The 12,635-nt window shown below is 70.2% G+C and carries 12 protein-coding genes; 4 read left to right on the plus strand and 8 right to left on the minus strand.

The window, feature by feature from the left end; genetic code table 11:
• Positions 1-18 precede the first annotated feature (18 nt).
• Together EAS64_RS14085 and EAS64_RS14090 are read left to right on the plus strand one after the other, a co-directional pair.
• Positions 19-381, plus strand: coding sequence for a YybH family protein (locus EAS64_RS14085; protein ID WP_145853333.1), 363 nt, complete (start codon positions 19-21; stop codon positions 379-381).
• A gap of 97 nt (positions 382-478) precedes the next feature.
• Positions 479-1,024 (plus strand): NADPH-dependent FMN reductase, encoded by a 546-nt coding sequence (locus tag EAS64_RS14090; RefSeq protein ID WP_145853334.1) that lies wholly within the window; start codon positions 479-481, stop codon positions 1,022-1,024.
• A 4-nt stretch (positions 1,025-1,028) separates the two neighbouring features.
• On the opposite strand, the gene EAS64_RS14095 is transcribed toward EAS64_RS14090, so the two are convergent.
• The 6 genes from EAS64_RS14095 to EAS64_RS14120 form a co-directional block, all read right to left on the minus strand.
• Complete coding sequence (locus EAS64_RS14095; protein ID WP_145853335.1) at positions 1,029-1,892, minus strand: hypothetical protein; 864 nt, start codon at positions 1,890-1,892, stop codon at positions 1,029-1,031.
• A 96-nt stretch (positions 1,893-1,988) separates the two neighbouring features.
• Complete coding sequence (gene yicI, locus EAS64_RS14100) at positions 1,989-4,259, minus strand: alpha-xylosidase (protein WP_145853336.1); 2,271 nt, start codon at positions 4,257-4,259, stop codon at positions 1,989-1,991.
• A gap of 27 nt (positions 4,260-4,286) precedes the next feature.
• On the minus strand, positions 4,287-5,174 hold the full coding sequence (locus tag EAS64_RS14105; RefSeq protein WP_145853337.1) for a carbohydrate ABC transporter permease: 888 nt from the start codon (positions 5,172-5,174) through the stop codon (positions 4,287-4,289).
• On the minus strand, positions 5,171-6,133 hold the full coding sequence (locus tag EAS64_RS14110) for a carbohydrate ABC transporter permease (RefSeq protein WP_145853338.1): 963 nt from the start codon (positions 6,131-6,133) through the stop codon (positions 5,171-5,173). The genes EAS64_RS14105 and EAS64_RS14110 overlap by 4 nt, the downstream gene beginning before the upstream one ends.
• A complete protein-coding gene (locus EAS64_RS14115; RefSeq protein ID WP_246115663.1) occupies positions 6,133-7,452 on the minus strand; it encodes an ABC transporter substrate-binding protein in 1,320 nt (439 codons plus the stop codon). Before EAS64_RS14115 ends, EAS64_RS14110 begins: the two co-directional genes overlap by 1 nt.
• Before the next feature lie 145 nt (positions 7,453-7,597).
• Positions 7,598-8,617 carry a LacI family DNA-binding transcriptional regulator gene (locus EAS64_RS14120; protein WP_145853339.1) on the minus strand — a complete coding sequence of 340 codons (1,020 nt, stop codon included), beginning with the start codon at positions 8,615-8,617 and terminating at the stop codon, positions 7,598-7,600.
• A 161-nt stretch (positions 8,618-8,778) separates the two neighbouring features.
• On the opposite strand from EAS64_RS14120, the gene EAS64_RS14125 reads away from it, so the two are divergent.
• Together EAS64_RS14125 and EAS64_RS45825 are read left to right on the plus strand one after the other, a co-directional pair.
• Positions 8,779-9,456 (plus strand): maleylpyruvate isomerase N-terminal domain-containing protein, encoded by a 678-nt coding sequence (locus tag EAS64_RS14125; RefSeq protein ID WP_145853340.1) that lies wholly within the window; start codon positions 8,779-8,781, stop codon positions 9,454-9,456.
• A 339-nt stretch (positions 9,457-9,795) separates the two neighbouring features.
• A complete protein-coding gene (locus EAS64_RS45825; RefSeq protein ID WP_246115664.1) occupies positions 9,796-9,960 on the plus strand; it encodes a hypothetical protein in 165 nt (54 codons plus the stop codon).
• A 141-nt stretch (positions 9,961-10,101) separates the two neighbouring features.
• Here EAS64_RS45825 and EAS64_RS14135 read toward each other — a convergent pair whose 3' ends face one another.
• Complete coding sequence (locus tag EAS64_RS14135; protein WP_145853341.1) at positions 10,102-10,470, minus strand: hypothetical protein; 369 nt, start codon at positions 10,468-10,470, stop codon at positions 10,102-10,104.
• A 156-nt stretch (positions 10,471-10,626) separates the two neighbouring features.
• Entirely contained in the window at positions 10,627-12,621 is a 1,995-nt protein-coding gene (locus tag EAS64_RS14140) for a hypothetical protein (RefSeq protein WP_145853342.1), read from the minus strand.
• Positions 12,622-12,635 lie beyond the last annotated feature (14 nt).

Here is a 12,635-nt window from a genome sequence, read left to right on the forward strand (position 1 = left end):
GCGCGGCAGGCTGGAGTCATGACAGAGCACGAGAAGGCGCAACGGCCGGACGACCTCACCCGGCTGTTCGTGGACCGCGCCAACGCCAAGGACGCCGCGGGAATCGCGGCGCTTTACGAGGAACACGCCGTCATGGCCTATCCCCCGGGCAGCCGCACCGTGGGCCGCAGCGCCATCAGGGAACTGTGGGAGAAGCTGCTGCCCGCCATGCCGCGGTTCGCGGCCGAGGACCCGCTTCCGGCACTGATCAGCGGCGACATCGCGCTGACCGCGACCATCGCGCGCGACGGTGCGGGCGCCAGGGCGCAGGTGGCGCGCCGCCAGCCGGACGGCAGCTGGCTCCGCCTGCTCGACCAGCCGGAGTTCACCTCGCCCGGCTGACCGCTGCCCGTCCGCTGCCGAGCGCTACGGCTGGCGGAATGCCACGGGGCGACGGCGGGTTTGCGAGATCGTCCGGGGAGCGTGACGAGGGAGCGGCATGAAGGTCTTGCTGGTATCGGGAAGCACCAGGCGCGGCTCGACGAACACCGCCGCGCTGCTGACCGCGGCGGCGCTCGCGCCGCCCGAGGTGACCGCTGTCCACTACGAGGGCCTGGCCGCCCTGCCGGCGTTCAACCCCGACGACGACGGCGACCAGGTGCCCGGCCCGGTCGCCGGGCTGCGCGGCGAGATCGAGGCAGCGGACGCCGTGCTGTTCTGCACCCCCGAGTACGCGGGGACGCTGCCGGGCAGCTTCAAGAACCTGCTCGACTGGACGGTCGGCGGCGGCCAGCTCTACGGCAAGCCGGTCGCGTGGCTCAACGTCGCCGCCGCCAACCGGGGCGGCGGCGCGCAGGAGACGCTGCGCAGCGTCCTGGGATACGTCGGCGCGGTCATCGTCGAGCCCGCCTGCCGGCACCTTCCCGTGGACCGCTCCGCGATCGGCCCCGACGGCACGGTCAGCGACCCGGCCTTCGCGGCGGGCATCGCCGGCGCCTGGGCCGATCTCATCAGCCACGGGCAGGCGCAGCCGCCCGTGACCTAGCTCGTCAGGGAGCGGTGGGCTGCCCGGCGGTGGGGCTCGGCGCGCCGGTGCGCGTCGCCGGGTACAGCGCCCGGACCTGAGTCCACGCCGCGAAGCCCAGCAGGACGATGGCGGCGAGTCCGACCGCGTCGACGATCGTGAGGCTGGCGCTCAGCGCGCCGAGCGTGCCGAAGTCCAGGCCGGCCACGATCCCGGAGGCGAGGAACGACAGCGCGAGCAGCGCGAGTCCGATGAGGACGAACGGCACGGGGCGGGAGCCGAGCATCCCCCGTGATCTGGCGGCCACCACCGCGCCCGCCAGGACCGCCACGCCCACCGCCTCAAGCAGTCCGGCCGCGACGCGCGGGCCGCTGCTGCCCGCCGCGGTGAAACCGTAGCCGATGGCCATGACGAACAGGCCGATGGCGGCGGCCAGCCAGAGATCGGCCTGCCGGTTGCCGCCGCCTTGCGCGGTCCCCTGTTCGGACAGCGCGGCACGCGCCGCGCGGCTCAGCACGAGCAGCGCCCACACCCCGATGCCCACCGCGCCGCACACCGGGGCCGCGGCGCTCCCCGCGTTCGCGGCGACGGCGGCCTGGCCGATCGTGAGCAGCAGGGTGCCGACCGCCGCGACCGCGATCTCGGCGGCGTGCACCCACACGCTGCGCATGGTCGCCTCCCAGCCCGCGGTGCACACCGCGCCGAGCAGGCACGCCACCGCGATGAACTGGAACCAGCGTCCGGCCTGCGCCAGGTCACTCGACGCGCCGTTCGACGATGCCGACAGGGTCGCGTCGGACGCGAGCACGAAGGCGGCGCCGAGCGCGAACACGACAGCACCCGCCACCAGAAGGGCCGCCGGCGACAGCGACCTGATGATTCGCTCCACGACTGTCTCCTCGTCGCATGCTCCCCACACGACGCTCCAAGAGTGTCATCGTTTTGTCAGCTACCCAACCGTTTTGCCATAGAACATTGGGGCATCTCAGCCGGGCAGTGTTATTTCCGCCGTGCCGGCCCGCGCGGCGACGGTCCGGCCGGCATGCCACGCCTGCCAGTTGCCCGCCGCGCCCTCGACCCGGATCGCGCTGCCACTGCGCGTGGTGACGAACTCCCGGTCGCCCGCGACCGTGGTCACCCGTGCGCCATCGGGAATCTCGTACAGGCGCAGCGTCACGCCGTCGGCGTAGTCATAGTCCGGCCGGTCGTCGACGGCGCCCACCGGGATGACCGCGCCGGGCCGGACGAGCATCGGGACGCTGAGGAACCCGTGCCGCTGCGTCACCCAGCGCGGCCCGCTGACCCGCTCGCCGGTGATGAAGTTCGTCCAGACGCCGTCCGGCACGTAGTAGGACACCTCGCCGTCGGCGGTCAGCACCGGCGCCACCAGCAGGTCGTCGCCGAGCATGTACTGGCGGTCCAGGTGGGTGCAGCTCGGGTCGCCGGGGAACTCAAGCGCCATCGCCCGCATCATCGGGGTGCCGTCGCTGACCGCCTGGCCGGCCGCGCCCTGCAGGTACGGCATCAGCCGCATCTTGAGCCTGGTGAACGTGCGCAGCACGTCCACCGCCTCCTCGTCGAACAGCCACGGCACCCGGTACGAGCCGCTGCCGTGGAGCCGGCTGTGCGAGGACAGCAGGCCGAACGCGATCCACCGCTTGTAGACGGCGGCGTCCGGTGTGCCCTCGAAGCCGCCGATGTCGTGGCTCCAGTAGCCGAACCCGGACATGCCAAGCGACAGGCCGCCGCGCAGCATCTGCGCCATCGCGTCATAGGTGGCGTCGCAGTCGCCGCCCCAGTGCACGGGGAAGCGCTGCGACCCGGTGGTGGCCGAGCGGGCGAACAGCACCGCGTCTCCCTCGCCGCGGCGCTTGCGCAACAGCTCGAAGACGGTCTGGTTGTACAGGTAGGTGTAGTAGTTGTGCATCCGCTCGGGGTCCGAGCCGTCGAACCACTCGACATCCTCCACCGGGATGCGCTCGCCGAAGTCGGACTTGAAGCAGTCCACGCCCATGCCGAGCAGCGCGTCGAGCTTGGCGGCGAACCAGTCGCGCGCCGCTGGGTTGGTGAAGTCGACCACCGCCATTCCCGGCTGCCACAGGTCGGTCTGCCACACGTCGCCGGACGGCCGCCGCAGCAGGTAGCCGCGCGCCTTGCCCTCGTCGAACAGCGCCGACTGCTGCGCGATGTAGGGGTTGATCCACACGCAGATCCGCAAGTCCCGCGCCTTGAGCCTGGCCAGCATGGCCGCGGGGTCGGGGAACACCTGCGGGTTCCACTCGAAGTCGCACCAGTGGAACTCGCGCATCCAGAAGGTGTCGAAGTGGAAGACGGACAGCGGCAGGCCGCGTTCGGCCATGCCCTCGATGAAGCCGGTGACGGTGGCCTCGTCGTAGGAGGTGGTGAACGAGGTGGACAGCCACAGGCCAAACGACCAGGCGGGCAGCGCGGGCGGCCGGCCGGTCAGCGCGGTGTAGTTGCGCAGGATGACCTTGGGCTCGGGACCGTAGATGACCAGGTACTCCAGCGACTGCCCGGGCACGCTGAACTGCAATCGGTTCACCGCCTCCGACGCGACCTCGAACGACACCCGACCCGGGTCGTTCACGAACACGCCGTAGCCCGCGTTGGTCACGCAGAACGGGATGTTCTTGTAGGCCTGCTCGCTGCCGGTGCCGCCGTCGGCGTTCCATATGTCGACGACCTGGCCGTTCTTGACCAGCGGCCCGAACCGCTCGCCAAGCCCGTACACCGCGGTGTCCAGGCCGAGGCTGAGCTGCTCGCGCAGGTAGTGCCCTCCCTGCTCGCCGGCACTGGCAGCGGTCGTGACGATCGCGGCGGCGCCCGCCTCGCTTGCGGTGAGCAGCCGGCCGCCCGCGAGGAACTCAAGCCGCCAGTCCGCGCCGGCGCGGACCCGCGCGGTCAGTTCGCCCGAGGTGAGTACCGCCCACTGGCCGTCGCGGTACGTGTTGGCCGCCTCCGGCGTGTCACCCTCGCTCGACTCGATCGCGAACGCGGGCGGCCGGTGCAGCTGACCGGACAGGTGGGTGATGTTCACCGCGATCACGTCGCGGGCGGGCGCGCTCAGCGTGATCGTGACCATCGGTCCCTTGAGCAGGTCACCGCGGTTCCTGATCCGCTGCACCGCGGCGCGGATGATCAGCGTCCCTTGCCCGGTCTCAACGTCGAGCACCTCGACCGGGTGGAACGCCTGGACGCCTGGACGCAGCAGCCAGCGACCGTCGGTGAACTTCATGCGAGATGTCTGCCTTTCCGAGCTGGGTTACTTGATGGCGCCGACGGTCACGCCGCGGGTCAGCGTCCGCTGGAAGATGAGGAAGAAGATGATCGTGGGAAACACCCCGAGCAGCGCGGCGCCGCTGGTGGTCAGCGGGTTCATGATGTGCTGGCCCTGCAGCGTGCCGAGCGCGACGGGCACGGTCTGGTTGGCGTTGGAGACCAGGAAGACAAGCGGCAGGAAGAACTCGTTCCAGGTCCAGATGAAGAAGAACACCAGCAGTACGCCCAGGGTCGGCCGGCTGACCGGCACCACCACGCGCCACAGGATGCGCGCCCGGCCGGCCCCGTCCATCCGCGCCGCCTCCAGCAGTTCCTGCGGGAAGCTGCTCAGCACTGAGGACAGCAGGTAGGTGCCGAACGCGGCCTGGATGACGGTGAAGATGATGATGACGGCGAGCTGGCTGTCGTACAGGCCCGTCGCCTTCGCCAGGTCATACAGCGGGTAGACCAGGCCCTCTTGCGGCAGGAAGTTGGCGATGAGGAACGCGCCGAGAATCCAGGTGCGGCCCTTCACCCGGCCGATGCCGAGCGCGTAGGCGTTAAGTATCGACAGCAGCACCGCCAGCACGCAGACGCAGCCGCTGATCAGCACGCTGTTCCACAGCGCGCGGCCGAAGTCGGCGGTGTCCCAGAAGGTCTGGATGCCGCCGGTGTAGAAGCGGTCGGGGAAGCTCAGCGGGCCGTGCGCGGAGTACTGCGCGGGCGGCTTGAATGCGTTCAGCGCGATCAGCGCGAACGGGACCAGGATGCCCACGGTAAGCACGACGAGTGCGGTCAGGGTGATCCAGGCCGCGGGGCCGCGGCGGCGGGCCAGGGTGCGGCGGGTGGTGCGGTGCCGTCCCGCCGCCGTGCGGGTCAAGGTCGCGGTCATCCGGCATGCCTCCGCTGCACCCACAGGAACACCACGGACACGACCACGATGATCAGCGTCATCACGGTCGCGATCGCCGACCCGTAGCCGACGTCCAGGTCGGTGAAGAAGCTCTGATACGAGTAATACGACGGCACCTGGGTCGACACGCCAGGACCGCCGCTGGTCAGCGCGTAGATCCAGCCGAACGCCCGCAGCGACGCGACCGTGCAGGTCAGCAGCACCACGTAGATCTCCGGCCTGATCTGCGGCACGACCACCGACCAGAGGCGCTGCCGCCAGGTCGCCCCGTCGATCTCCGCCGCCTCGTTCAGCGCGGGATCGGTCCGCTGCAGGGCCGCCATGAAGATGACCACCGGGTAGCCGAGCTGGAACCAGATGAGCACCGCCATCACGGTCAGCAGGGCGGTGTGCGGGTCGCCGAGCAGGTCGTGCGCGAGGAAGCCGAGGCCGACGTCGCGCAGCGCCACGTTGAGCGCGCCGTACTGCGGGTCGAGAATCCAGCCCCAGACGATGGCGGCCACGATGATCGGCAGCACCTGCGGCAGGTAGATGCAGGCGCGAAGCAGGCTGGCGGTTCTTTCGCTGAAGCGCTTGGCGATCACGTCGAACAGGGCCGCGGCCACCAGCAGCCCGAGCACGGTAGGGATCACCGCCATGGCAGCGACGAGGGCGAGGCTGTGCCACATCGACGCCCAGAACTCCGAGTCGTGCCAGAGCTGGCGGTAGTTGGCTAGGCCCGCCCACTGCCGCGGCCCGACCCCTGTCCACCGGGTGAAGCTGGTGTAGATGTTCATCACCAGCGGCACCGCGATCACGACGGCGAACAGGGCCGTCGCGGGCAGCAGGTACGTCAGGTACGGCGCGCTTCGCGTTCCCGCGCCCGCGCCGGTGCCGGCGCCGCGGGTGGCGGCGCCGGACCTCCGTCGTTCAGCGACGGCGATTGCTGTGTCACTCATCAGCCAAGACTCGACACGTACTGGTCGTAGTTGGTCTGCAGGGTGCTCAGCACCGAGTCGCCGCTCGCGCCGTTCATCAGGTCCTGTGTCTGGGCGAGGAGCGTGTTGTAGAAGTTCGGCGTGGGCCAGTCGGGGTAGTAGGCCAGGCCGTTGTTGGTCGCCAGCGTCTGGAAGTTCTTGATGAGCTCGACGTTGAGCGGGTTGGACACGCCGCCGGTCCTGGCCGCGATCGGCACCGCGCCGTTGTTGGCGAGCAGCTTCTGCACGTCAGGCTGGAGCGTGTCGTTGATGAAGTCGTAGGCGAGGTCCTTGCTTGCGGCGTTCTTCGGCACCACGAACAGGTTGCCGCCCGAGCCGGCGTTGAGCGTGTTGCCCGGCCACAGGAACGTGCCCCACTGGAAGCTCTTGATTTCTGTCTCGAAGGTGCCCGCCCACCAGCTGCCGGACATCAGCATCGGGCTCTTGCCCGTCTCGAAGTTGTTGCCCGCCTGGGTCGCGGTCAGGCCGACCGAGTTCTTGGCGATGTAGCCCTTGCTGACCCAGTCCTGGAAGGTCTTGACCGCGTTGGTCCAGGCCGTGTTGTGGAAGTCGACCTTGCCGGTGTACCGCTCGTAGTCCTGTACCTGCTGCGGCGTGGCCTGGCTCAGTTCCATCATGTACAGGTACTGCATGGCCATGTAGTCGTTGCCCGCGTTCGCGAACGGGGTGATGCCGTGCTTGAGGAACGTGTCCATCGCCGCGGTCAGCTGCGCCATCGTGGTGGGCACCGCGATGCCGTACTTCGCGAACATGCCCTTGTTGTAGTAGACGGTCAGGTACTCGGCGTAGTCAGAGACGCCGTACCAGTTGCCTGAGCCCATCACGCCCTTGGCGTCGTACCGGGCGGTGACCTGCAGGTCGGGCCCGAGCAGCTTGTCCCAGCGGTACTTGGACGCTTCCGGCGTGAGGTCGGTGAGCAGGCCCTGCTTGGACAGCAGGCCGGTGGTCGCGTCGCCCTTGTTGTACTCCATGACGTCGGGGACGTCGGAGGAGTTGAGGATCATCGACGCGTTCTGCTGCATCTGGTTGAAGCTCTTGAGCGAGAACTGCACGGTTACGCCCGGGTGCTGCTCCTTGAAGTCCTTGATGGCCTGGTCCCAGGCGATCTGGTAGGCGCTGCCCGGGCCTTCGTACCACCAGACCTTGAGCACCTTCGACGACGAGCTGCTGCCGCTGCCGCCGCCACTGCTGCCGCAGGCGGCCAGGCCGGCCGTCAGGGCTAGAAGGGCCGCGATGAGCAGGCCCGTTGATTTTCTCGGCATGGGGATCCTCTCGGTCATTGAGGGAATTCCTGTCGAAGCGCTTCGCGATAATGTGGAGACTAGGCCAGCCCGGCAACTGGTGCAAGGGCGATGGCCCAGTAAATTAGGGTGCGGAATCGCATCGATGATGCTTCCACTCGCGGCAGGCTGCGCGGCAGACTGGTCAGCCGCGGCTTGCGGCGGCCGCGGGACCGGTGCTGCCGCGCACCGTCAGCGTCGGCGGGATCAGCACGACCTCGCCGTCGGCGCCGTCCGCCATCCGGCGCATCAGCAACTCGACGGCGCGGGTGCCAAGCTCGGCGGCCGGCAGGTTCACGGAACTGAGCTGCGGTGACGTCTGCTGCGCGACCTGATCGGGGCAGACCGCGACGATCGACACGTCCTCAGGCACGATCCGGCCCGCGGTGCGCAGCAGGCTGAGCAGGGAGGGGATGACCGCCTCGTTCTGCACGATCAGGCCGGTGGTGCGCGGCCGCTCCTCGAGGATCCTGGCGAGCACGCCCGCCGCCGCCTCGTAGCTGGCGCCGCACGGCCGGTGGACCAGGTTCATCGCCGCCTGCGCCGCGGCGTCGCGGATGCCGCCGAGCGTCCGCTCGGCGAAGCCGATGTGCCGCTGGTAGATGCCCTGCGCCTCGCCGATGAACGCCACCTCGCGGTGCCCGAGGCCGGCCAGGTGCTCCACGCACAGCGCGCCTGCGCGCGCGAAGTCCAGGTCGACGCAGTTCAGGCCGTCGGAGTCCGCGGGCACGCCGATCAGCACCGCGTCGATGCCGGTTTCCCTGACCATCGCGATGCGCTCGTCTTCCATGCCGACGTCCGTGAGTATCACCGCGTCCGCCCGCGCGCTCGTCGCGACCCGCTGGATGCCCGCGGGCCCCTCGTCGTTGGTGAGCAGTAGCACGTCGTAGCCGAACCGCCTGGCCATCGTGGTGACCGCGATGGCGATGTCCATCATGACCGGAACGTACAGGTCACGGCCGAGCGGCACGACCAGGGCCAGCACGTTCGACTTCGCGCTGGCCAGCGCCCGCGCGCCGGCGTGCGGCTGGTAGCCGAGCAGCTCGATGCTGCGCGCGACCCGTTCCCTTGTCTCATCGGAGACCGGGCGCTTGCCGCTGAGCACGTAGGAAACGGTGCTGGCCGCGACCCCCGCGTGCCGGGCCACATCGGCCAGCGTCGCCATCAAGACCCTCCGGAATCCCCGCGCTATCGAAGCGCTTCCCAGCCCAAAGTACCATCGCCTCTGACTGGCGTAGCGTACTCCGTGCGACCACACCCGCGCCGCCTCGCGTACAGACGGCTCGCGCGGCGCGGGCGCGTGCATGACGGGCTACGGTTGCACTGATGGTTCTTGTGGCGTTTGACGCGGAGTCGCGCCGGCTGGCCGAGGTCATGGACGGGCTCGATGAGGCCTCGTTCGGGCGGCCGAGTCCGTGTGTGCCGTGGACGGCGGGCGAGCTGCTTTTCCACGTGCAGATGACGGTGGAACGGCTCGGCGTGATGCTCGCGGAGCCTGAGCCCGCCGGATCGGACCTGGTGACGGCATCCGGCTACTATCGCGCCGATGAGCGGTTTTCCGCGGCGGTGAACGACGACCGCGTCGAGTCGGCGCGGCGCAGCGCGGCGGCCCTGTCCGGCGCCGGGGAGCGTGCCCGCGCGTTCCGCGCTGCCAGGGACCGCGCCTGCTCGCTGGCTGCCGCGGCGTCGCCTGGGCGGGTGGTGCGGACCCGGCACGGTGACCGGATGCTGCTCGCCGAGTTCATGCGGACCCGCGTCCTCGAGCTGGCGGTGCACGGGCTCGATCTGGCGATCGCGGTTGACCTGGCGCCGTGGATAACGGAACGGGCGACGTCGGTCACGTCGGATCTGCTGCTCTCCCCGGCTGAGGCTGTCTGGCTGCGGCAGGCAGCCGGCTGGGCGCCGGTGACGCTGATCGCGAAGCTGACCGGCCGGGCTCCGCTGACGGAGGCTGAGGCTAAGCTGGCCGGTTCGCTCGGCGTCCCGTGGCTCGCACTCGGCTAACCGCCGCGAGGACTGCCCCGGTCGGTGCCTGCCTGCATCCGGACCGCGTTGCCTGCCAGAATGCCGGCGAGCTATGGTGCGGCGCATGGACATCATGATCTTGCTCTTCGACCGTTTTGAGCCGCTCGACGCGATCGGACCGTACGAGATCCTGGCTCAAGTCCCCGGCGCGAAGGTCCGTTTCGTCGCACCCGAATCCGGGCGGATCACCGATGAGCTGGGCTCGCTGCCTGTCGATGTTCCGACGCGGTGCTCGGATGTCGAGGCCTGCGACGTCCTGCTGGTCCCGGGCGGGGGCGGGATCTGGCCGCTGCTTGCGGACCAGGACTTCCTCGGCTGGTGGCCGACGAGACCACCGCACAGGCCATCCAGCTCTACACCGAGTACGACCCGCAGCCCCCCTTCGACAGCGGCTCGATGGCCAAGGCGTCGCCCGAGGTGCTGGAGCGCGCCGTAGCTCTCGGTTTGGCGTCGCCCGAGGTACTGCGGCACGCCCTTGACTGAGGCACCGGAGGGCACGTCGCCGCGGCGCGGGTACGCGAGTGCCCCGCCGCCGGCCGGGGACGCAGGCTGAACGTCCATCCGGGGGTGCACCGGGGCGAGGCACGCTAACGGCCGCCTCTTGGCTCTTCGCCGGTGCAGGCGTCAGGCGAGGACGGCGGCGCTGTCGGCGGCGTTGAGGTCCTTGTAGAAGCGACGGTGCACCCGGAGGGTCTCCTGGCCGGCCGGGATGCGGTGCCACAGGCCGGTCGCCGGGCCGAGCTGGGTCGAGCGCGGTAGCTCCATCACCACCCCGCGCGCCTTCTTCATGCTGGTCTTGCCCGCATCGAGCACCACGATCCGGGCCGGGGTGACGGCGACGATCCGGTAGTGGTTGAAGCCGAGGAAGACGAAGATGCCAGTCAGCGCCGCCAGCCACTGGCTGGCCGTCTGCGCACCGAAGATCGCCTGCACCGGCTCGCCTGGCCGGAGAAACGGAGTGGCAGAAGTCAGCATTGAATCACGGAGCGCCATGAATTTCCTCCTGGGGAGAGATGAAGGACGGAGCCCCCACGTGCCCGTCCGAAGCCGCATTGGCTTACACCTGAGTGGCGTTCCATCCCGTTCCATGGCGTTCCGTCCGGCTGGCAGCTGCCGGCCGTCGGGTGCCTCCCCCGCCTCGGTCGCCCGTCAAGCCGGCCAGTAGGAGCAGCGCGTGCCGGTGTGCACCGCCAGCCGCAGGTGCTCGCCGATCGGCCCGTCGGCCTCGTCGATCCTGGCCAGTGCCCGGCGGATCGCCTTGCCCACCGCTACCCGGGCGCGTTCCGGCTCGTCGGGGAATGACCGGGTGCGCCCGCGCAGGCCAGCGGCGCTTGCCAGCTGCGCGGTGAGCCAGTCGCGCTCGGTGCGGGCGGTGTCCGCGCCCGCCAGGTCGCCGGCGCTATCGAGCTGGGCGATCCGCTCATCGAGTTCCCGCACCCGGGCGCGGTACCGGGCGACGGCCTCCCTGTCGAGCACCGGGTGAGCCGCGCCCGCGTCGCCGGCGGCACCGCCGAGCGTGACCACGCCGGCGACAAGATCGGCGGCCGCGATGTCCCGGCGCGGGTTGGCGATGAGCACGGCCAGGTAGGTCATCCCGATGCTGTCCTCCACTAGGACGCTCCTGCTGTCCAGGGCGAACCGCCACTTCCTGCCCTGGCGTTCGCATTCGGCGACCGCGTTCCGCGTGGTGCCGGCGTGCGTTTTCGCGCGCGGCGCGATGCCGGCTTCGACGTGCGCCACGGGCAGCGGGAGGCCCAGTGGTGCGGCCTCGCCCGCGGCCGCGTCGAGCTCGCGGCGCGCGGCATCGGCGTCGCCGCGCGAGCCGCGCAGCGCGTATGCCTGCGCGAGGCGCCGCCTGGAGGCGAGCACCGCGGGCCAGTGCGCCAGGGCGAGGTTGTGCCTGACTGCGGCCCGCAGATGATCGACGGCCAGGTCGAGCTGGCCGCAGGTCAGCGAGGCGAAGCCGAGGGCGTGCTGCGTGCTGCCGAAGCAGGTGATGCCGAGGCTGCCAACCATCGGCAGGCGGGCGTGCGGGCGCAGCAGCTCATAAGCCCTGGCCGCCACGTCGGTGTCGCCGAGGAGCGAGGCGGCCTCCACGATGCCGTTCATCGTGACGAGCCAGCTGCTCGACCTGGCCAAGCTGCCCAGGTCGCTGCCGCACAGGGCGGCGAGCGAGCTCGCGGCGGTGCGGCGGTCGCCGTCCAGCGCCGCCGCGACGGCAAGGGCGGTGAGTGCGGAGTTGTCGACGGCGCTGAGAGCCGGGGACTGCACCCGTTCGCGCAGCATGGGCAGCAGTTCGACCAGGCGGCCCTGATACCAGCGGATGGTCACCAGCTGCGCACCCGGCCACCATTCATTGTCGATATCGCCTGCTTCCGCGCCGGTCTTGGCGCAGATTTCCACCAGCGTCTCCGCCTGGTCGAGATGGCCCGCGCGAATGGCGAGCATCACGTCGATCGCGCTGACCACGAAACCGACCGCGAGATGGCCACTCTGTTCGAGATGACCGCGCAATTCGCTCAGCCGTCGTTCGGCGTGCGGGTCGCCCTCGGTATAGGCGTCGACGGTGCGCCACAACAGTCCCATCAGCACATCGGCGCGGCGGTTTGTGCGGACGCTGGTCCTGATCAGCCTTTCCGCCAGCTCACCGCGTAGTGCCACGTGGTCGGGACCGAGCAGGCAGTGGTGGGCGAGGCTCAGCGCCTCCGCGAGCAGCACCGGGTCGGCGTCCGGGCCGAGCCCGCCGAGCAATGCGCGGATCGCCGCGCTGTCGCCGCGCGCGTAGTCGGACTCCGCCGCCAGCCTCACCCGGATGCGCTGTGGCAGCACGGAATCCTGGTCGTCCTCGAGGAGCGCAAGGACATGCTCCAGCCGTTCCTCGCGCCGCGCGGCGCCGATGAGCGTCCTGCTCTCGCTCACCCACAGTCCCGCGCTGCCGAGCGCCGCCTGGGCCATCGCGCGGACGTCACCGGCCTGCTCGGCCAGCTGATACGCCCGCTCGAAATGCGGCCGGCTCGCGCGCAGGTCACCCTGCTCGTCAAGCGCGTGAGTCCCGTCCGCGAGGGACGACCGGATCTCTTCCGCCGGAAGGATGGTGACGTCTGACCCTTTCGCGACGGTCACCCCGGCAGTTTCGTCCGCCATGACTTCAATGTATG

The organism is Trebonia kvetii (genome assembly GCF_007827045.1).
Classification (GTDB): domain Bacteria; phylum Actinomycetota; class Actinomycetes; order Streptosporangiales; family Streptosporangiaceae; genus Trebonia; species Trebonia kvetii.